This is a genomic window from Streptomyces sp. NPDC022552 (genome assembly GCF_055561875.1).
This window is the reverse complement of record NZ_JBVHGJ010000002.1, coordinates 326,127-346,422: the sequence shown is the minus strand read 5'-3', so window position 1 is coordinate 346,422 and position 20,296 is coordinate 326,127. Positions and strand designations below refer to the sequence as shown.

Annotated in this window: 18 protein-coding genes; 10 read left to right on the top strand and 8 right to left on the bottom strand. The window is 72.6% G+C overall.

The window, feature by feature from the left end; translation table 11 throughout:
• Positions 1–44 precede the first annotated feature (44 nt).
• The 5 genes from ACZ3OF_RS06410 to ACZ3OF_RS06390 all read right to left on the bottom strand — a co-directional run bounded on the left by ACZ3OF_RS06410 (position 45) and on the right by ACZ3OF_RS06390 (position 5,931).
• On the bottom strand, positions 45–818 hold the full coding sequence (locus ACZ3OF_RS06410) for a hypothetical protein (RefSeq protein ID WP_361674835.1): 774 nt from the start codon (positions 816–818) through the stop codon (positions 45–47).
• A complete protein-coding gene (locus ACZ3OF_RS06405; RefSeq protein WP_361674833.1) occupies positions 815–2,257 on the bottom strand; it encodes a HAMP domain-containing sensor histidine kinase in 1,443 nt (480 codons plus the stop codon). The genes ACZ3OF_RS06410 and ACZ3OF_RS06405 overlap by 4 nt, the downstream gene beginning before the upstream one ends.
• The gene (locus tag ACZ3OF_RS06400) at positions 2,254–2,937 is read right to left on the bottom strand and encodes a response regulator (RefSeq protein WP_467303166.1); all 684 of its coding nucleotides are present in this window, start codon (positions 2,935–2,937) and stop codon (positions 2,254–2,256) included. The genes ACZ3OF_RS06405 and ACZ3OF_RS06400 overlap by 4 nt, the downstream gene beginning before the upstream one ends.
• Before the next feature lie 100 nt (positions 2,938–3,037).
• Positions 3,038–4,762, bottom strand: a complete 1,725-nt coding sequence (gene murJ, locus ACZ3OF_RS06395; protein WP_361674829.1) for a murein biosynthesis integral membrane protein MurJ — start codon at positions 4,760–4,762, stop codon at positions 3,038–3,040.
• Complete coding sequence (locus tag ACZ3OF_RS06390) at positions 4,759–5,931, bottom strand: lipid II:glycine glycyltransferase FemX (protein WP_361674828.1); 1,173 nt, start codon at positions 5,929–5,931, stop codon at positions 4,759–4,761. The genes murJ and ACZ3OF_RS06390 overlap by 4 nt, the downstream gene beginning before the upstream one ends.
• A gap of 190 nt (positions 5,932–6,121) precedes the next feature.
• Between ACZ3OF_RS06390 and ACZ3OF_RS06385 the strand changes: the two genes are divergently transcribed.
• Positions 6,122–7,309: a L,D-transpeptidase gene (locus ACZ3OF_RS06385; protein WP_467303164.1), complete on the top strand. Its 1,188-nt coding sequence runs from the start codon at positions 6,122–6,124 to the stop codon at positions 7,307–7,309.
• Positions 7,310–7,415: 106 nt separating this feature from the next.
• Here ACZ3OF_RS06385 and ACZ3OF_RS06380 read toward each other — a convergent pair whose 3' ends face one another.
• Positions 7,416–8,075, bottom strand: coding sequence for a pirin family protein (locus ACZ3OF_RS06380; RefSeq protein WP_467303796.1), 660 nt, complete (start codon positions 8,073–8,075; stop codon positions 7,416–7,418).
• Positions 8,076–8,195: 120 nt separating this feature from the next.
• Here ACZ3OF_RS06380 and fasR point away from each other — a divergent pair, with 120 nt between their 5' ends.
• From fasR to ACZ3OF_RS06350, 6 genes are all read left to right on the top strand, one after another.
• Complete coding sequence (fasR, locus tag ACZ3OF_RS06375) at positions 8,196–9,365, top strand: fatty acid biosynthesis transcriptional regulator FasR (RefSeq protein WP_361435161.1); 1,170 nt, start codon at positions 8,196–8,198, stop codon at positions 9,363–9,365.
• A gap of 89 nt (positions 9,366–9,454) precedes the next feature.
• Entirely contained in the window at positions 9,455–10,372 is a 918-nt protein-coding gene (locus tag ACZ3OF_RS06370; protein ID WP_361674822.1) for an ACP S-malonyltransferase, read from the top strand.
• Between the two features lie 17 nt (positions 10,373–10,389).
• Positions 10,390–11,421: a ketoacyl-ACP synthase III gene (locus tag ACZ3OF_RS06365; protein WP_361674820.1), complete on the top strand. Its 1,032-nt coding sequence runs from the start codon at positions 10,390–10,392 to the stop codon at positions 11,419–11,421.
• Positions 11,422–11,477: 56 nt separating this feature from the next.
• Complete coding sequence (locus ACZ3OF_RS06360) at positions 11,478–11,726, top strand: acyl carrier protein (protein ID WP_260226435.1); 249 nt, start codon at positions 11,478–11,480, stop codon at positions 11,724–11,726.
• A 79-nt stretch (positions 11,727–11,805) separates the two neighbouring features.
• Positions 11,806–13,068: a beta-ketoacyl-ACP synthase II gene (gene fabF, locus ACZ3OF_RS06355; protein WP_361674818.1), complete on the top strand. Its 1,263-nt coding sequence runs from the start codon at positions 11,806–11,808 to the stop codon at positions 13,066–13,068.
• Positions 13,069–13,219: 151 nt separating this feature from the next.
• Positions 13,220–13,765 carry a hypothetical protein gene (locus tag ACZ3OF_RS06350; RefSeq protein WP_467303160.1) on the top strand — a complete coding sequence of 182 codons (546 nt, stop codon included), beginning with the start codon at positions 13,220–13,222 and terminating at the stop codon, positions 13,763–13,765.
• A gap of 584 nt (positions 13,766–14,349) precedes the next feature.
• Here the strand turns inward: ACZ3OF_RS06350 and ACZ3OF_RS06345 are convergent.
• Complete coding sequence (locus ACZ3OF_RS06345; protein WP_361434878.1) at positions 14,350–14,844, bottom strand: DUF3145 domain-containing protein; 495 nt, start codon at positions 14,842–14,844, stop codon at positions 14,350–14,352.
• Between the two features lie 271 nt (positions 14,845–15,115).
• Between ACZ3OF_RS06345 and ACZ3OF_RS06340 the strand changes: the two genes are divergently transcribed.
• Together ACZ3OF_RS06340 and ACZ3OF_RS06335 are read left to right on the top strand one after the other, a co-directional pair.
• Positions 15,116–16,009 carry an SGNH/GDSL hydrolase family protein gene (locus ACZ3OF_RS06340; RefSeq protein WP_467303157.1) on the top strand — a complete coding sequence of 298 codons (894 nt, stop codon included), beginning with the start codon at positions 15,116–15,118 and terminating at the stop codon, positions 16,007–16,009.
• 11 nt (positions 16,010–16,020) lie between these two features.
• Positions 16,021–16,953 carry an aldose epimerase family protein gene (locus tag ACZ3OF_RS06335; RefSeq protein WP_467303155.1) on the top strand — a complete coding sequence of 311 codons (933 nt, stop codon included), beginning with the start codon at positions 16,021–16,023 and terminating at the stop codon, positions 16,951–16,953.
• A gap of 61 nt (positions 16,954–17,014) precedes the next feature.
• Here the strand turns inward: ACZ3OF_RS06335 and ACZ3OF_RS06330 are convergent, their stop codons facing one another.
• Complete coding sequence (locus ACZ3OF_RS06330) at positions 17,015–19,453, bottom strand: beta-glucosidase (protein WP_467303154.1); 2,439 nt, start codon at positions 19,451–19,453, stop codon at positions 17,015–17,017.
• Between the two features lie 176 nt (positions 19,454–19,629).
• On the opposite strand from ACZ3OF_RS06330, the gene ACZ3OF_RS06325 reads away from it, so the two are divergent.
• The gene (locus tag ACZ3OF_RS06325; protein ID WP_361674808.1) at positions 19,630–20,199 is read left to right on the top strand and encodes a TetR/AcrR family transcriptional regulator; all 570 of its coding nucleotides are present in this window, start codon (positions 19,630–19,632) and stop codon (positions 20,197–20,199) included.
• Positions 20,200–20,296 lie beyond the last annotated feature (97 nt).

The window sequence follows — 20,296 nt, the reverse complement described above, 5'->3', positions numbered from 1 at the left end:
GTTCCGCCCGGCCCGGTGGATGCGCGGGACGTACACGGACCGCGTCAGGGGGTGTTCGTGCGCGTCGGGGACGGGTGCCGCTCCGCCGTGCCCGTGGGCCCCGGGCTGCCCGCTCCGCCGCCCGTGCCGAAGAGGTCGCCCGGGGTGGTGGGCGAGGGGCCGCCACCGGGCGAGGTCTCCGTATCCGTAGGGGTGACGGTCTCCGACGGAGCCGGGGTGCCGACCTCGAATTCGTCGCAGCGCTCGGCGGGGCGCGTTCCGCCCGGACCCGACAGGACGACCGCGATCCGTGCGTCGGTCTCCTCCGCGTAGGCAGCCGTGCACACCAGCTGACGGACGGCCGTCCCGTCCAGGTCTCCCAGCGGGAAGTCGAGGCTGACCCGCAGCGTGGGCTCCTCGTCCCCGTCCTCCCCCTCCACGTTCACGAGCGGCCCCGCCTTCCCGTCCGCCCACCTGCCCGGTTCCGGCAGTCTGGACGCCAGCCCGGCCGCGCGCTCCGCGGCGTTGGGCCCCCGGAGCAGCGCGGCGAGCGCCTTGGAGGCGATGGCCCCGGTGCCGATCGGATAAGTGAGCGGGCCCTGGCCGGGGACCGACTGGTAGTCGTAGTCGAACGGCGGCTCCATGGGGCGGGCGGCCGGGGTCAGTCTGCCGTCCACGTCGACGTAGAACAGCAGCAGCCGGCTGCCCTCGCCGGGGGCGACGGCGACCGTCGCCGGCCCGCCGGCCTCCACGACGTCGCTCTGCTGGATGCCGCAGCCGGTGAGCGCGAGGCCGCCCGCGAGGAGGGCCGCGCCGAACCCGGTTCCGCGCCTCCTCATCGGGGGATCCGTACGGTGAAGACGGCGCCGCCGTCGGGGCTGTTCATGGCCGTGACGGTACCGCCGTGCAGCCGGACGTTCTCCAGGGTGATGGCGAGCCCGAGTCCGCTGCCCGCGGAACGGGTACGGGCCTGATCCGCCTTGAAGAAGCGGTCGAAGACGTGCGGCAGGACCTCGTCGGCGATGCCGGGCCCCCGGTCGGCGACCTCGGTGACCAGCCAGTCGCCGTCGGCACGCAGGCTCACCGTCACCGGCGCCTCGCCGTGCCGCAGCGCGTTGCCGACGAGGTTGGCGACGACGATGTCGTAGCGGCGCGGGTCGAGCCGGGCGCGCACTCCGGCGGGCAGATCGGTCCGGACGAGTTCCGGATCGGTCCAGTGGCGGTGCTGGAGGGTCTTGCGCACGCTGTCGGCCACGTCCACCTCGTCCACGTGGAGTTCGGCGGCGCGCGCGTCGAAGCGGGAGATCTCCATGAGGTCCTCGACCAGCACCGCCAGTTTGCCGGTCTCGGCGCTGATGAGCCGTACCGCCCGGGCCGTGTCGCTGTCGAGGCCGGCCGCGTCCTCGTCGAGGACCTCGGTGACGGCGAGCATCCCGGCGAGCGGGGTGCGCAGTTCGTGGGAGACGTCGGAGGCGAAGCGCCGGGCGCGCGCCTCGGCGTGCCGCAGCTCGACGACGGAGCGTTCGAGCGCGGCGGCGGACTCGTTGAACGTGCGGGCTAGATCGGCGAGTTCGTCGCTGCCCTTGACCTGGATCCTGGCGTCGAGCTCACCCCGCCCCATGGAGTCGGCCGCGCGGCGCAGCTCCCGTACCGGACGGAGCACGCTGCGGGCGGCGAGCAGGGCGGGGATCAGCGCGACGGCGAGCGCGGGCAGGGCGCCGTCGCGGGCGGCGAGGACCATCGCCTCGACGTTGGCCTCCTCGACGTCGAGTTCCATGACCGCGTACAGCACGAGGCCGGTGCGGTGGACGGCCTTTGCCGGGGTGTGTGCCCGGAAGACTGCGGGGACGGCCACGGTCAGATAGGGCCGGCCGTTCTTGACGACCCGCTGGAAGGAGCCGTGGGCGGAGGCCCGGGCCCGGGAGCGCAGTTCGGGCGTGATGACGGTGGAGGTGGGCCGGTCGGCGGACGAGACGCGGAGGGAGCCGTACTCGGCGTAGACCCGCCAAGGTCGCGGCTTGCCCTGGCGGGCGATCTGCTGGAGGTCGAAGCGCAGCGCTTCCTTCTCGATCGGCAGCGCCACGTTCAGGACCTGGACCCGCTCGCGGAAGGCGGACACGGCGGTGTCCTGGGCCTGTTCGAGGATGGCGTTGCGGGCGGCGCGGTAGGTCAGGGCGGCGGTGGTGCCGCAGCAGAGGGCGGCGACGAGGAGGAAGGCGAGGACGAGCCGGGTGCGGAGGCCGAAGGGGCGGCGGCGCGGGGCGCGGCGGCGGCTCACAGCGGGCCGAAGCGGTAGCCGAAGCCGCGCAGGGTCTGGATGTAGCGGGGGGCGCCGGCCGGGTCTTCGATCTTGGTGCGCAGCCGGCGGACGCAGGCGTCCACGAGGCGTGCGTCGCCGTGGTAGCTGTGCTCCCAGACGTGTTCGAGGAGTTGCTGGCGGCTGAAGACCTGCTCGGGGTGGGCGGTCAGATGCAGCAGGAGCTTGAGCTCGGAGGGGGCGAGGGCGATGCGCTCACCGGACTTGGCGACCGTGAGTCCGGCGCGGTCGATGGCTATGTCGCCGTGGAACTCGACGGCGGGGCGGCCGGCGCCGGGCTCCTCGATGCGCCGGAGGACGGCGCGTATGCGGGCCTCGATGACTTCGGTACGGGCGGGTTTGACGATGTAGTCGTCGGCGCCGGCCTCCAGGCCGACGACGATGTCGAAGTCGTCACCGCGCGCGGTGAGCATGATGATCGGCAGCTGGCTGGTCTGCCGGATCCGGCGGCAGACCTGGACGCCGTTGACGCCGGGGAGCATCAGGTCGAGCAGCACGAGATCGGGCCGGAACTCGGCGACCAGCGCGAGCCCCGCCTCGCCGGTCGCGGCGCCGCGGACGTCGTGCCCACGTCGGCGCAGCCCGAGTTCGACCCCTTCGCGGACGGAGGGGTCGTCTTCGATGAGAAGAACGCGAGGCATATCGGCAGTATCCCAGGGTGAGAAGAGGGGCAGGTGGGCCGGTCGGGGCGTCGGTCGGGGCAGGGCGGGGCGTCGGTCGGGTCTGGGCGTCGGTGACGGCTCAGCCGCGGCGGGCGAGACCGCGCAGGCGACCGCCCGCGCCCGCCATCAGGGCCTGGACCTCCGTGAGCCGGAGCGGCCGGGCGAGCAGGGCGAAGACGGCGAGGATGACGAGGCCCCCCGCAGCGCCGGCGGCGAGCGCTCCGGCCGGGGCGGTCGTGTCGGCGGCGAGCAGCCCGAACCCGGCCGCGGGCACGGCGGCCACGAGCAGCCGCGCGAGCGCGGAGGCCGCGCCGGGAGAGCCGGTACCGGACGCGCCCGCGCCGAGCGTGGACGCCTCACCGGAGTCGGACGCGACCGCCGCACCCGACGTGCCCTCCGCGCCCCGCCGGGAGCGGCTCAGGCGGCGTCGGAGTGCGTACGCCGTCAGCGCCCAGCCCGCCCACAGCGCGAGCGAGTAACCGGCCGCCATGCCCGCCACCGCCCAGGTCGGCGGGAGGAACGTGTACGCGGTCACGGACAGGCCCGCGTTGACGGCCGCGATCACCAGGTTGAGGAAGAAGGGGGTCCTGGTGTCCCGCAGCGCGTAGAAGGCGCGGGTGCAGACGTACTGGCCGGAGAAGGCGATCAGCCCCGGCGCGAACGCCATCAGGATCCAGGCCATGGCCCGGATGTCGTCCGCGCCGGTCCTGCCGTACTGGAAGACCAGGCTCATCAGCGGCACGGCCAGCGCGAACAGGGCGCAGGCCGCGGGGACGACGGCCGCCGTGCTCGTGCGGAGCCCGTACGAGACGTCCCGCCGCACCCCCGTCAGGTCGCCGTCCGCCGCCGCCCCGCTCATCCGCGGGAGCAACGCCGTCACCAGCGAGACGGTGACGATGCCGTGCGGCACCGCCCACAGCAGATAGGCGTTGTTGTACGCGGCGAAGCCGAAGCCACCGCCCGCGCCGAGCTCCTCCGCCCGCGTGCCCGCCGCCGTCGCCAGCTTCGTCGTCACCCAGTACGCGGCCTGGTTGGTGAGGACCAGCATCACCAGCCAGCCCGCCGACCGAAGCGGCGCCGTCAGCCCGCTGCCCCGCAGGTCGAGGCGCGGACGGAAGCGGAAGCCGGCCGACCGCAGCGACGGCACCAGCGCCAGCGCCTGCAGCGCGATGCCCGCCGTCGTGCCCCAGCCGAGCAGCGCGGTCTCGCCCGCCGTCAGTCCGCCGCCCGACGCGGTCGCCAGGTAGAGGGCGAACACCCCGATGACGACGACGTTGTTGAGGACCGGCGTCCACATCATCGCGCCGAACCGGCCCCGGGCGTTGAGGACCTGCCCGAGCAGGGTGAAGAGCCCCAGGAAGAAGATCTGCGGCAGGCAGTAGCGGGCGAAGGCGACCGTCATGGACTCCCGCGCGCCGCTGTAGTCGGTGTACGCGTCGATGATCGCGGGCGCCGCGAGCACCGCGCCGGCCGTCAGGACCAGCAGCGCGCCCACGCAGACCGTGAGGAGCCGGTCGGTGTACGCGACACCGCCGTCCTCGTGCTCCTTGGCCGCCTTGACCAGCTCGGGCACGAAGACCGCGTTGAGGGCCCCGCCTAGGAGCAGCATGTAGACGATGGTGGGGATGGAGTTGGCGACCGCGTACCCGTCCGCGATCGCCCCCACGCCCAGCGCCGCGGCGACGATCGCCGACCGTACGAATCCGCTGGCGCGCGAGACCAGCGACCCGGCGGCCATCAGCGCGCCGCTGCGGAGCACGGAGGACGCGCGCTGCTTCGGCGCCTCCACCACGGTCGCCGTCATCGACGGGCCAGGTAGGCCTGGAAGGCCCGGTACAGCGTGTGGTTCGTCGTGCCGTCCAACGGTGTCTCCCACTCCCCCAGCGTCTCGACGGCCTGCCCGCCCGTGCCGAGCTTCCAGCGCAGCAGACCGTGGGCGCGGTCGTCCGGATCAAGGGTGGAGGGTATCCCGCGCATGTCGTAGACATCGGCGCCGAGCGCCTGGGCGTCGAGCAGCATCCGCCACTGCAGGGCGTTGGAGGGGCGGACCTCGCGGCGGTGGTCGGCGGACGCGCCGGTCTGGTACCAGACCCGCTTCCCCACCGTGATCATGGTGTGGGCGGCGAGCGTCTCGCCCTCGTGGCGGGCGAGGTAGAGCTTCATCCGGCCCGGTTCCTCGGCGTTGAGGACCGCGTACTGGCGCTCGTAGTACGCGAGGGAGCGGCCGAGCCGGAAGCCGTCGCGCTCCTCGGTGATCCGCAGGAGCCGGAAGAACTCGGGCAGGTCGGCCGCCGAGCCGACGACGATCTCGACACCCGACGCGCGCGCCTTGCGTACGTTGCGCCGCCACTCCTGGTTGAGGCCCTTCCACAGGTCGTCGGCGCTGCGGCCGGCGAGGGGGACCTGGTAGACGTGGCGGGGCTGGGCGTCGGCGCCGTCGGAGGCGTTGGTGGAGTCGCCTCCGCAGCGGCGCCAGCCGCGGGAGCGGAGCCGCTCGGCGACGGCGGTGCCGAGCGGGTCGACCTCGTCGGCGAGGACGTCGGCGAGGCGCCGGCCCGGCCCGGTGTTCGCCTTGAGGGTGGCGGCGTTCCAGCGGCGGAAGGCGGGCGAGGGCCCGATGCGTACGGCGAAGGCGCCCGCGGCGCGCAGGTGCCGGAGCAGCGGGATGAGCCAGCCGTCGATGTCGGGGGCGGCCCAGTCGGCGACAGGCCCCTCGGGGAGGTAGGCGAAGTACTTGCGGGTGCCGGGGAAGGCCCGCAGCAGGACGAGGGCGACACCGGTGAGGTGGCCGTCCCCCGGCCCCCAGCCGAGGAGCTGATGGCTCCAGCCGTCCTTCACCCCGGCCCAGGAGGGGAGCTGGAGGAAACCGGCGGCCGCACCACTGCGGGCGAGGTGGGCGCGGTACTCCTCCGAGGTGAGGGGCTGCACGCGGGTGGCGTGCTGGGGTGCGGCCGTCACGAGCAGAGCTGACACAACGGGAGCCTCCTTGTTCCGCCCCTCGGTCGTGGGGCGCACAGGATGCTCACAGCCGTCCTTGACCGTGCCGCGCGTCGTGTGTGACCGGACGATGACCGTTCCTCACCAGCCCTTGTCACACAGCGTCCGAGGTGCTTCCCGCGGCCTACAGTCCGGGCATCCCACACCTTTTCCGGAGGCTTCCGTGATGTCCGTACGCACCCGAACCCGCGCCCGAATACGCCCGGCGCTTGCGGCCCTCGCCCTCTGCGGCTCCCTCACCGCCTGTTCGGCGGGTGCGGTGGGCGCGCCCCGTGACGAGGGAAGCGCGGAGTCGATGGAGTCGCCGGCGAAGGTGACCGTGGCGAGCCCCGCGGCGGGACGGACCGTCACGGTCACGGCGACGGGCGGGAAGCTGACGTCGGTGAAGGTCGTCGCCGCGGACGGCGCCGCGCTGGCGGGCCGTACCGGGGCGGACGGGACCTCGTGGGTCTCGGACCGGAAGGCGGTGACGGGCACCTCGTACCGGGTGGAGGCGACGACCCGTACGCCGGGCGGGAAGGAGGCGACGACCCGGTCGACGTTCACGACCGCGGAGGCGTCACAGGTCAACAAGCTGACGCTGGCCCCCGGGAAGAACACGACGGTCGGGGTCGCGCAGCCGCTGTCGATCGTCTTCGACCGGCCGGTGACCCGGAAGGCCGATGTGGAGAAGCAGCTCAAGGTCACCACGTCGAACGGCACGGTCGGCTCGTGGGGCTGGCTGAAGGACTACTCGGGCAAGGACCGGGTGGACTGGCGGCCGAAGGAGTACTGGAAGCCGGGCACGAAGATCACGCTCGACGCGGCGCTGAACGGTACGGACTCGGGCGGGGGCTGGTTCGTGCGGGACTACCGGACCGGGTTCACGGTCGACGGCGCGGCGCAGGTGGTGAAGGTCGACCTGGACCGCAAGAAGCTCGTGCTCGAGAGGGACGGGCGCGCGGTGCGCACGATTCCCGTGTCCGGCGGGACGCCCGGTGGTGACAAGCGGTCGTGGCGGGGGACGGCGGTGCTGATGGCGAAGGAGGGCACGATCAACATGAACTCGGAGACGGTCGGGCTCGGCGACGCCTACGACAAGATGGTCGACTACTCGATGCGCCTGACCTGGTCGGGGATGTACGCGCACGCGGCACCGTGGAACGCGGCCTACTTCGGTCGGGCCAACAGGAGCTCGGGCTGCATCGGCATGAGCGACGCCGACGCGGCGTGGTTCTACGGGCAGGTCCGCGCGGGCGACCCCTTCGAGATCCGCGGTGCGGAGACGAAGGGCACGGTCGCGGAGGGCAACGGCTACGGGGCGTGGAACCTGAGCTGGGAGCAGTGGCAGGCGAAGAGCGCGGTGGGCCACTGACCCCGCATCGGGCCGGGCGGGGGCGGCTCGGCGGGCGGGGCGGCGGCCCCCACAGCCCGGCGAGCGGGTGCGCCCCCGGCCCCCGCGGCCGGGCTCGCCGGACCGCTCAGACGCGCCGCATCTCCCAGAGGAGGACTTCCGCGTCGGAGGTGGCCAGGAGGGCGAGGGCCCGCGCGTCGGTGACCCGGGCCGCGTCGCCGGGGGCGAGTTCCTCGCCGTCCAGGCGGACCGTGCCCCGCACCACGTGGGCGTAGACGAAGTCCGCGTCCGGGACCGCCGTACGCTCGCCCGCCTCCAGCCGGCGGACGTGGAGCATCGCGGCCGCCTCCGGGAGGGCGTACGGCGTGGAGTCGGCGATCCCGCGGACGATCTCGTACGCCGGGTCGCCGCCCGGTGCCAGCGGGGCGAGCCACATCTGGACGAAGACCAGCGGCACGTCGGCGTCGTTGCGCTCCTCGTGCCGTACGCCCCCCGCGGAGCTGAGCCGCTGGACGTCCCCGGGGCGGACGACCGTGCGGTGACCGGCGGCCGTGTCGTGGTGGGTCAGCTCGCCCTCGACCACCCAGGTGACGATCTCGGTGTGGCTGTGCGGATGCTCGTCGAAGCCGGCGCCGGGCGCGAGCCGCTCCTCGTTGCAGGCGAGGATCGCGCCGAAGCGGATGTTCTCGGGGTCGTAGTGCGCGCCGAAGGAGAGAGCGTGGCGGGTCTCGATCCCGGCCTCCGGATCACCCCCGGGGTAGCGGTCACCGGCCCGCTGGATACGAATCACGGTGCCACGGTATCCCCGGCCCCCGCCGGTCGCGGGGTCCACGCGGGCGGAAGGGCCACGGCCCCCCGGCCACATATCGGTGGCCCGATGAGGCACCCTTAGTCCGTGTCTGAACCGATGAACGCCTCCCATCCGCACTCCGCGACCCTGAAGCGCCTCGAACAGTCCTCCGGGCGGCTGGCCGCCAACGCCATTGCCCGCATGGACGAGACGCTGCCGTGGTACCGGGCGATGCCGCCCGAGAACCGGTCGTGGATCGGTCTGGTCGCCCAGGCCGGTATCGCCGCGTTCACCGAGTGGTTCCGGCACCCGGAGACCCCGCAGGCCATCTCCACCGACGTCTTCGGCACCGCTCCCCGCGAGCTGACCCGCGCCATCACGCTGCGGCAGACCGTCGAGATGGTCCGCACGACCATCGAGGTCATGGAGACGGCGATCGAGGAGGTCGCCGCCCCCGGCGACGAGTCGATCCTCCGCGAGGCGCTCCTCGTCTACGCCCGGGAGATCGCCTTCGCGACCGCCCAGGTCTACGCCCAGGCCGCCGAGGCACGCGGCGCCTGGGACGCCCGGCTGGAGTCGCTCGTCGTCAACGCGGTCCTCTCCGGGGAGGCCGACGAGGGCGCGGTCTCCCGGGCCGCCGCCCTCGGCTGGAACTCCCCCGAGCATGTCTGCGTCGTCCTCGGCACCGCCCCCGACGGCGACAGCGAGCTGACCGTCGAGGCCATCCGCCGCGCCGCCCGGCACGCCAAGCTCCAGGTCCTCACCGGCGTCCTCGGCAACCGGCTCGTCGTCATCGCCGGCGGCAACGACAACCCGCTCGCCGTGGCCAAGGCCCTGATCGGCCCGTACGCGGCCGGGCCGGTCGTCGCGGGCCCCGTCGTCCCCGACCTGCTCGCGGCGACCCGCTCCGCGCAGGCCGCCGCGGCCGGTCTCAAGGCCTGTTCGGCGTGGCAGGACGCGCCGAGGCCGGTTCTGGCGGACGATCTTCTTCCGGAGCGCGCGATCGCCTCCGACCCTTCGGCCCGTGAGCAGTTGGTGGAGGAGATCTACAGACCGCTGGAGGAAGCGGGCTCGGCGCTGCTGGAAACACTGAGTGTCTATCTGGAGCAGGCGAGCAGCCTCGAAGGCGCGGCGCGCATGCTCTTCGTCCACCCCAACACCGTGCGCTACCGGCTTCGACGTGTGACAGACGTCACCGGATGGTCACCCTCCGATGTGCGTTCGGCGTTCACGCTGCGGATCGCGCTCATTCTCGGGCGCTTGGCCGACGGAGATTCGCAGCCCTAGACTTTTGTCGAATACCAACAATTCCCCCGACGGTTCTTCGTGCTAGTCCCCACGGGCGCTTGAAGCCGTCCCCAAGAGAGAGTGTGAGGGTGCTCGTACTCGTCGCTCCCGGCCAAGGCGCCCAGACGCCCGGCTTCCTGACCCCCTGGCTCGAACTCCCCGGTGCCGCCGACCGCTTGGCGGCCTGGTCCGAGGCCATCGGGCTCGACCTCGTCCACTACGGCACGAACGCGGACGCGGACGAGATCCGCGACACCGCCGTGGCCCAGCCCCTGCTCGTCGCCGCCGGTCTGCTCTCCGCGGCCGCGCTCGGCGATGTCTCTCCCGGGGCCGTCGCGGGCCACAGCGTCGGTGAGATCACCGCCGCCGCGTTCGCCGGCGTCCTCGACGACACCGCCGCCCTGCGTCTCGTACGGACGCGTGGTCTGGCGATGGCCGAGGCCGCCGCGGTCACCGAGACCGGCATGGCCGCGCTGCTCGGCGGCGAACCCGACGTGACGGTTCAGCACCTGGAGAAGCTCGGCCTGACCCCGGCCAACGTCAACGGCGCCGGGCAGATCGTGGCCGCCGGCACCCTGGAGCAGCTGGCCGCCCTGGAGGCGGACAAGCCCGAGGGCGTGCGCCGTGTCGTGGCGCTGAAGGTGGCCGGGGCGTTCCACACGCACCACATGGCACCGGCGGTGACGAAGCTGGCGGCCGCCGCGAAGGAGCTGAAGGTCGCCGCTCCGCGCGTGCGCTACGTCTCGAACAAGGACGGCCAGGTCGTCACGGAGGGCGCGGAGGTCATCTCGCGCCTCGTCGGCCAGGTCGCCAACCCGGTCCGCTGGGACCTGTGCATGGACACCTTCAAGGCCCTGGGCGCGACGGCGCTGATCGAGGTGTGCCCCGGCGGCACCCTGACCGGTCTGGCCAAGCGCGCGCTTCCGGGCGTGGCGACCGTCGCCCTGAAGACCCCCGACGACCTCGACGCGGCCCGCACGCTCGTCGCCGAGCACACTGCAGCCTGAGTAAGGAGCCGTAGAGCATGTCGAAGATCAAGCCCAGCAAGGGCGCCCCGTACGCGCGGATCATGGGTGTCGGCGGCTACCGCCCCACCCGGGTCGTGCCGAACGAGGTGATCCTCGAGAAGATCGACTCCTCCGACGAGTGGATCCGCTCGCGCTCCGGCATCGCCACCCGCCACTGGGCCTCCCCCGAGGAGACCGTGACCGCGATGTCCGTCGAGGCCTCCGGGAAGGCCATCGCCGACGCCGGGATCGACCCCGAGCAGATCGGCGCCGTGGTCGTCTCCACGGTCTCGCACTTCAAGCAGACCCCGGCCGTCGCCACCGAGATCGCCGACAAGATCGGTGCGGGCAAGCCGGCCGCGTTCGACATCTCCGCCGGCTGCGCGGGCTTCGGCTACGGCCTGACGCTCGCCAAGGGCATGATCGTCGAGGGTTCGGCCGAGTACGTCCTCGTCATCGGCGTCGAGCGGCTGAGCGACCTGACCGACCTGGAGGACCGCGCGACGGCCTTCCTGTTCGGCGACGGCGCCGGCGCGGTCGTGGTCGGCCCGTCCGACGTGCCGCACATCGGCCCCACCGTGTGGGGTTCGGAGGGCGACAAGTCCGAGACGATCAAGCAGACCGTCCCGTGGAACGAATTCCACGTCGGCGACGTCTCGAAGCTCCCCCTCAACGAGCAGGGTGAGATCAAGTTCCCCGCCATCACGCAGGAGGGTCAGGCGGTCTTCCGCTGGGCCGTCTTCGAGATGGCGAAGGTCGCCCAGCAGGCGCTGGACGCCGCCGGAATCTCGGCGGACGACCTTGACGTCTTCATTCCGCACCAGGCGAACATGCGGATCATCGATTCGATGGTGAAGACGCTGAAGCTGCCGGAGCACGTCACGGTCGCGCGTGACGTCGAAACCACCGGCAACACCTCGGCCGCCTCGATCCCGCTCGCGATGGAGCGGCTCCTGGCGACCGGAAAGGCGAAGAGCGGCGACACGGCGCTCATCATCGGCTTCGGGGCGGGTCTCGTCTTCGCCGCGACGGTCGTTACTCTCCCCTAGGCACTCCGGATCTTCCGGAAGCCATTTACCGAAGCAATCACAGAAGGAGCGCCAACATGGCCTTCACCCAGGAAGAGATCGTCGAAGGTCTCGCCGAGATCGTGAACGAGATCGCCGGCATCCCGACCGAGGACGTCCAGCTCGAGAAGTCCTTCACGGACGACCTCGACGTCGACTCCCTGTCCATGGTCGAGGTCGTTGTCGCCGCCGAAGAGCGCTTCGACGTCAAGATCCCGGACGAGGACGTCAAGAACCTCAAGACGGTCGGCGACGCGACCGACTACATCCTGAAGCACCAGGGCTGATTCGGCCCCTGCTGACTCGGTCAGCCACCCGGCGGTGGCGCCGTATTTCGACCATCACACACGTGGAGAAAGAATTCCTGTGAACTCGACCAATCGCACCGTGGTCGTCACCGGTATCGGCGCAACCACACCGCTGGGTGGCGACTCCGCATCGACCTGGGAAGGTCTGCTCGCGGGACGCTCCGGCGTCAAGCCCCTCGAAGGCGAACGATTCGCCGAACTGCCCGTACAGATCGCGGCGCTCGCCGCGGTCGACCCGGGTGACGTTCTGCCCCGCCCGCTCGCCCGCAAGCTGGACCGCTCGGCGCAGTTCGCGCTGATCGCGGCCCGTGAGGCGTGGGCCGACGCGGGCTACACCGCCCCGGCCGGTGAGGACGAGAGCATCGCGCCCGAGCGGCTCGGCTCCGTCATCGCCTCCGGTATCGGCGGTGTCACGACTCTGCTCGACCAGTACGACGTGCTGAAGGACAAGGGCGTTCGCCGTGTGTCCCCGCACACCGTGCCGATGCTCATGCCGAACAGCCCCTCCGCCAACGTCGGTCTGGAGGTGAACGCCCGGGCGGGCGTCCACACCCCGGTCTCGGCGTGTGCGTCGGGTGCCGAGGCCATCGGCTACGCCGTCGAGATGATCCGTACCGGCCGGGCCGACGTGGTCGTGGCCGGCGGCACGGAGGCGGCGATCCACCCGCTGCCGATCGCGGCCTTCGCCAACATGATGGCGATGTCCAAGAACAACGACGAGCCGACGAAGGCCTCGCGTCCGTACGACACGGGTCGTGACGGCTTCGTGCTCGGCGAGGGCGCGGGCGTGGTGATCCTCGAGTCCGAGGAGCACGCGAGGGCGCGTGGCGCGCGGATCTACTGCGAGGTGCTCGGCCAGGGCCTGTCGGCCGACAGCCACCACATCGCGCAGCCCGAGCCGACCGGCCGGGGCATCGCCGCGGCGATGCAGAACCTGCTGGACTCGACGGACCTGAAGCCGGCGGAGGTCGTCCACCTCAACGCGCACGCGACGTCGACGCCGCAGGGTGACGTGGCGGAGATCAAGGCGCTGCGCAAGGTGCTGGGCGACGACCTGGACCATGTCGCGATCTCGGCGACGAAGTCGATGACGGGTCACCTGCTCGGTGGCGCGGGCGGCATCGAGACCGTCGCGACGGTCCTGGCGCTGCACCACCGGGTGGCCCCGCCGACGATCAACGTCGACGAGCTGGACCCGGCGGTCGACGCGGACATCGTCCGCGACGAGCCGCGCGAACTCCCGCAGGGCACGATCGCCGCGATCAACAACAGCTTCGGCTTCGGCGGCCACAACGTGGTACTGGCGTTCCGCACGGTCTGACCCGCACCCACCTGCGAGGCCCACCCCACACCCGGGGTGGGCCTCAGCCACGTCCGCCGGACGGAGTCCGGCACAGCGCCCCGAAGCCCGCGAAGCGGCGCGAGGCGCGCACGCAGGAGGGGACAACAGCTTCGGGGTGAGGACCGCCCGAGTGCCTCGCGGGTCGCTCTCGCCCACGGCGATCACCGCGGGCGCCACGGAGAGGACCTGGATGTCCGCCGTCGTCACCACGGGCAGCCTCGCCGCCCAGCGCTCCACGCCGGTACGGGTGTCGAGCGCGAGCAGCCGCGCGGTGACCAGGCTCGGGTCGAGGGGCCTGGTGCAGGACTCGACGAGCAAGGTGCGGGCGGCTGTGACATCCGACGCGACGATCCGGCAGTTGTCGGCCAGCGGCCTCGTCCACTGTTCGCTGCCCGCCTCGGTGGAGCGGGCCCGCACGGCCCGGTCCTCCACGGCGACCACGGTGCCTCCGCCGAGGGCGAGCTCCGGCAGCATGACGCCGGCGCCGGCGACCGGCTGTCGCCACACGGTCCGGCCGTCGTCCGCCCGTACGGCGGCGAGCACCGCACAGGGCTTGCCGTGCCGGCCGTACGCAAGCAGGCCCACCCCTCGTTCGGCGCGGGCGCTCAGCGCGCAGACGGACTGGCGGGCCGGGGCGGGGGTGCGCCAGCGCTCGGCGCCGTGTGCGGTCCCGTAGGTGGTGAGGCCGTCGGCTCGGATCCGGGTGACGCCGCCGTCGAGGTCCCAGACGCCGAGGACCCGCGCATCGGCCGGGCCTCCCTCGGCTGGCGCCTGCCAGGCGACCTCCACGTGCGGGCCGCGCATCCACCCGTACGTCTGCCAGCCCGCCCAGAGCCCGACGAGGGCGGCGAGGACACCGAGAGAGAGGCGGAGGACGGAGGCCGGCGTCCGCCGTCCGTCCCTGGAACCGAGGTTCTGCCCGACGTCCCCGTCCGCGCCCGCGCCCGCCTCAGGTGACGCCCCGTCGTCCGGGCGCAGCCACCCCAGGACCACCGGCATCACCAGCGCCGCGAAGAGCCCCAGCCCGATGGCCGTGAGCATGATGCCCACGAACCCCGGTGGGCAGTCGTCGCCGCCGCACTCCGCGGGCGCCTCTGTCACCACCAGGAACACGAAGCCGGCGATCAGCGCCGCCTAGACGGCCCACATGGTCACCCACAGCAGAACGACGGCCCTCCCGGCCGCCGCACGCACACGCGTCACCACAACCCCCACCCCGGGCGCACCCCCTGCACGCCCCCGTGGCGGAATCTACCCGCGTCAGACCACCTGGTGGAGCCAGCGGACCGGGGCGCCCTCGCCGGCGTAGCGGAAGGGTTCCAGTTCGTCGTCCCAGGGCTTGCCCAGGAGCTTGGCGATCTCCGACTCCAGCTCCGTCTCGCCGCGCACCGAGCGGGCCAGGGCGGCGCGCAGGCGGTCCTCCGGGATCAGGATGTCGCCGTGCATGCCGGTGACGGCGTGGAAGATGCCCAGCTCGGGCGTGGCGCTGTAGCGCTCGCCCTCGGCCGTCGGGCAGGGTTCCGCGGTGACTTCGAAGCGGAGCATCTGCCAGCCGCGCAGCGCGGAGGCGAGCTTGGAGGCGGTGCCGGTCTCGCCCTGCCAGGAGAACTCGGCTCTCCAGGTGCCGGGCGACGCCGGCTGGCGGATCCAGTCGAGCTGGACCCTCGCACCGAGGACACCTGCCACCGCCCATTCGACGTGCGGGCACAGCGCGCGCGGTGCGGAGTGTACGTACAGGACTCCACGTGTCGTCACCGGGACCTCCAGTGTGGGACGAGGTTCGCCTTTCCCAGCGGCCTCAGTAAACAGCATCGGGAGTGAAACTCCGTAAACCCCCGAAAAAGGGACAGCATGTGACGTGATGTAATTTACCGGAGCCGATTGGCAAAGGTGCCTCTGGTTCGACGGGGGAAAAGCTACCGTGCCGCACCGCCCTTGGGGTGACGTACGGTCGGTCCGGGGTGGGGTGGACACGAAGCTTTCACCCGCCAGGACGCCGAACGGACGCCGGAGGAGGGGCCGAGGGATGCGCGGCAGACGCCGTTTCCGTACCACTGTCGCCGCTGCGGGGGCCGCGCTGCTGCTGTGCGCGGGCGCCTTGACGGGGTGTGAGACGGCCGGGCCGGCCGTGACGGCGTCGCCGAAGCCGACGCCGCGGCCCACGCCCGTCTGGGACCGCACGCCCGCCTCCCTCGCCGCCGTCGGCGACTCCATCACCCGTGCCTTCGACGCCTGCGCGGTCCTGGCGGACTGCCCCGAGGTGTCCTGGGCGACCGGCACGGACACCGGCGTCAACAGCCTGGCCCTGCGGCTCCTCGGCGCCGAGCGGGTCACCGACCGCAGCTGGAACCTGGCCAGGACCGGGGCGCGGATGGCGGAGCTGCCCCAGCAGATGGCGCGGGCGGGGGCCCGGAAGCCGGAGCTGGTGACGGTGATGATGGGCGCCAACGACGCCTGTCGTGACCGGGTCGAACTGATGACCCCGGTCGAGGAGTTCCGCGCCGACTTCGCGGCGGCGCTCGCCGCGCTGCGGAAGTCCGCGCCCAAGGCGCAGGTGTACGTGACGAGCGTGCCGGACCTGAAGCGGCTGTGGGCGCAGGGCAAGGACAGCCCGATGGGCCGCCAGGTCTGGAAGCTGGGGATCTGCGCCTCGATGCTGGCCGACGCGCAGGATCTGAGCGCCCCGGCCGAGCGGCGCCGGACGCTCGTGCGGGACCGGGTGGTGGCGTACAACACGGTCCTGGAGGAGGTCTGCGCGAAGGACCGGCGCTGCCGGTACGACGGCGGCGCGGTGTTCGGCTTCCGCTTCGACGGCAGGCAGCTCAGCCCGTGGGACTGGTTCCACCCCAGCAAGAACGGGCAGGCGCGGCTCGCGGAGATCGCCCACCGGCAGGTGACGGCTCCGGAACCGCCCGCGTAGGGTTCCGGATCATGAGGATCACGGGTGAACCCTTCGGTTCGGTCGACGGTACGGACGTCACGCGCTGGACGCTCCAGCGGGACGCGGTGCGGGTACGGGTGCTGACCTACGGCGGCATCGTGCAGTCGGTCGAGACCCCCGACCGGGACGGCGTCCCGGACGGCGTGGCCCTCGGCTTCCCCGGGCTGGAGGGGTACCTGAAGCACCCGGAGCCGTACTTCGGCGCTCTGGTGGGCCGTTACGCCAACCGGATCGCGGACGGGACCTTCACCCTGGACGGCACGACGTACCGCCTCGTCCGCAACGGCGGTCCGCACTCGCTGCACGGCGGGGAGCGCGGCTTCGACAAGCGGGTGTGGGACGCGCAGGAGGTCGAGGGCGGGGTGCGGCTGTCCCGGGTGAGCCCGGACGGCGAGGAGGGCTTCCCCGGGCGGCTGGAGGTCTCGGCGACGTACACGCTCGACGACGACGGCGCACTGCGGATCGGCTATCGGGCGGAGACCGACGCGCCGACGGTGGTGGCGCTGACCAACCACACGTACTGGAACCTGGGCGGTGGCGGCCACGAGCTGCGGATCGCCGCCGGGCGGTACACGCCGACCGGCGCGACGGGCGTCCCGACCGGGGAGCGGGCCGAGGTCGCGGGCACGGAGCTGGACTTCCGTACCGGCGGGCCGCTCACGATCCCGCTGGACCACAACTTCGTGCTGGACCACGAAGGCCCGGAGGCGGCGGAGCTGTACGCGCCGGAGACCGGGCGGACCGTGACGGTGGAGACCACCGAGCCCGGGCTTCAGGTGTACGCCAGTCCGGAGCTGGGCGGGGTCGCCCTGGAGACCCAGCACTTCCCGGACTCGCCGAACCGGCCGGAGTTCCCGTCGACGGTGCTGCGGCCGGGGGATGTGTACGCCTCGGCCACGGTCTTCCGCTTCGGCACGCGCTGAGGGACGGGGTGGAGCCCCGGGGCGGTTGTCAGGTTCCGCCCCGGGGCCGGACACGGGGAGGTCAGACCTCCAGCGTGGCGGTGACGCGCGCGTCGCCGAGCGAGTGCGCGGCGCCGACCTCGTACGCGCCGGGGACGAACGTCCAGTCGTGCTGCTCCTCGTCCCAGATCTCGAAGGCGCGGCGCGGCAGCGGGATCTCGACCTCGACGGACTCGCCGGCGCCCGCCTCGACGGAGGCGAAGCCGGCCAGCCAGCGCGCCGGGCGCTCGACGCTGTCGGCCGTCGGCGTCAGGTAGATCTGGACGACCTCGCGGCCGGTGCGGATGCCGGTGTTGGTGAGCGTGACCTTGGCGGTCGTCGGGGTGACCTCGAGGGAGTCGTAGCTCCACGTGGTGTAGCCGAGGCCGTGTCCGAAGGGGTACGCGGGGATGGCGCCGGTCTTGTCCCAGGCGCGGTAGCCGGTGAACACGCCCTCGATGTAGGCGAGTTCGCCGTCGGTCGGGGTGACCTCGGTGACGGGGACGTCGGCGAGGGCGACGGGCCAGGTGGTGGGGAGCCGGCCGCCGGGCTCGGCGGCACCGGTGAGGACGTCGGCGAGCGCGGCGCCGCCCTCCTGGCCGGGGAACCAGCTGAGCAGGACGGCGGCGACGTCCTCGCGCCAGGGCATCTCGACCGGGGAGCCGGCGTTGACGACGACCACGGTGTTCGGGTTGGCGGCGGCCACGGCGCGGACCAGTTCGTCCTGGCGGCCGGGCAGGGCGAGGTCCTTGCGGTCGAACCCCTCCGACTCGACGCGCTCGGTGGTGGCGACGACCACGACGGCGGTGTCGGCGGCGCGGGCGGCCTCGACGGCTTCGGCGATCAGTTCGTCGGGGTCGCGGCGCGGCCCGAGGTGGACGAAGGAGAACATGACCGCCGGGAGCGGGGCCGCGAACTCCTTGTCCAGCGTGTGGAGCAGGGACACCTCGACGGACTCGCCCGCGGTGAGGGCGACCTTGGCGCGCTCGACGGGGGCGCCGAAGAACGCCTCGAAGGGGTCGGTCTCCGGGCCCATCGCCTGGACGCCCTCGAAGAGGGTCTCGCCCGCCACGCCGAGGGTGAAGGCGCCGAGGCCGCGGGTGCCGAAGGAGTGCTCGCCGGACTCGCGCGGGGTGAACGTGCCGGTGACCTCGATGGAGTGCAGGTTCTCGTGGGTGACGCCCGCCGGGAGGTCGTCGCCGATCCACTGGACCTGGCCGTTGGGCAGGGTGCCCTCGCCGAGGACGGTGCCGTCGGCGCCGCGGCAGACGGCGCGGAGGGTGAAGCCCTGGTCGGCGGGGGTGAGTTCGTCGCTGGGGTCGGCGCCGACGGAGAAGGTGAGGGCGCCTTCGGGCAGGGCGGCGGTGAGGCCGGCGAGCGGGGAGACGGTGTGGTCGGGGAAGACCTGGGCGGAGCCTCCGCCGAGGACGCGGGCGTCGCGTGCGGCGGCGCCGGAGAGGGCGACGGTGCCGCTCGCGGCCAGCGGCAGGGCCGCGTTCTCGTTCCGTACGAGGACGAAGCCGCGGTGGGCGATCTCGCGGGCGAGCGCATCGCCGTCGATGGTCTCGGGGGTCTCGGTGACGACCGGCGGGGCGCCTTCGAGAGCGCCGACGCGGGCGGCGAGCCGCAGCACGTTCCGTACGGCCGCGTCGACGGCCGACTCCTCGACCTCGCCGGCGCGGACGGCGGCGGCGAGCGCCTCGCCGTAGACGGTCTGCGGGCCGGGCATGGCGACGTCGAGGCCGCCCTCGATGTCGCCCTTGGTCGAGCGGGCGGCCATCCAGTCGGAGACGTTGTAGCCGTCGAAGCCCCATTCGCCGCGCAGGACCTCGTTGACGAGCTCGTGGTGCTCGGTCATGGTCACGCCGTTGACCTGGTTGTAGGCGGTCATGATGCCCCACGGGCGGGCGTTCTTGACGATGGCCTCGAAGGGGGCGAGGTAGAGCTCGCGCAGCGGGCGCGGGGCGACCTTGTTGTCGACTGTGAAGCGGTCGGTCTCGGCGTCGTTGGCGACGAAGTGCTTGACCGTCGTGCCGACGCCGCCGTCCTGGACGCCCTGGACGTAGCCGGTGCCGATGGCGCCGGTGAGGAAGGGGTCCTCGCTGTACGCCTCGAAGTGGCGCCCGCCGAGCGGTGAGCGGTGCAGGTTGACGGTGGGCGCGAGGAGGACGTGGACGCCCTTGCGGCGCGCCTCCTGGGCGAGCAGCCGGCCGGCGCGGCGGGCGAGGGCCGGGTCCCAGGCGGCGGCGAGCGCGGTCGGGGACGGCAGGGCGACGGAGGGGTCGTCGGCGGTCCAGCGGACGCCGCGGACGCCGATCGGGCCGTCCGACATCACGACCGACCGCAGTCCGATCTCGGGCACGGCCGGCAGCGACCACATGTCCTGGCCGGCGAGGAGCCGTGCCTTGGTGTCCAGGTCGAGCTTTCCGAGCGCCGTCTCGACGGCCTGCTCCCGGACGGTGTCCGCGCTGATCTCCGACACGGCCGTACCTCCTTGTTGACGTCCCTTGTGGCGCCCATGGTGGATCCGATACCAGTAGAGCGGTAGTTTTGGTTATCGTTTCGTTACCATCAGATGTCGTACGGTCCTCGTACGGCCCCGCGGGGCCGTGCTTCCGCCGGACGGCGACAGGGACACAGGGAGAGGGGGCCACGGCGATGGTGCGGGCCAGGAGCGAGGAGCGGCGCTCGGACATCGTTCGCGCGGCCCTCGAAGTGATCGCCGAGCGCGGCTACCGGGGCGCGTCGCTCGGCGCCGTCGCCGAGCGGGTCGGGCTGACGCAGCAGGGGCTGCTGCACTACTTCCCCACGAAGGAGACCCTGCTCGTCGCGGTCCTCGCGGAGCGCGACAAGTGGGACACCAGCGGGGCGGGGACGCGCGAGGGCTGGCGGCTCGACCTGATCGACTCGCTCGTCGAGTACAACGCGATGCGGCCGGGGATCGTGCAGACGTTCTCCGCCCTGCTCGGGGAGAGCGTGACGGAGGACCATCCGGCGCGCGCCTTCTTCACCGAGCGCTACACCCAGGTCCGCGACGAGATGGCGAACGTCCTGCGCCTGGAGTTCGGCGAGCGTCTGCCGAGCGGACTGACCCCGGAACGGGCGGCGCCCCTCCTGACGGCCGTGATGGACGGGTTGCAGTACCAGTGGCTGCTCGACCCGGCGTCGGTGGACATGCCGGAGGCGTTCCGGGACTTTCTGCGCCTCCTACACGGAAGCGACAAGTGAGGGCACCGTAGCGGGATTTGCCGGAGAGTCGGGATACTGCGCGGGCCGGTCACCGGCCCGTGTTCCCTGTGTTCCCCGACCCGACGGAAGGCTCGCC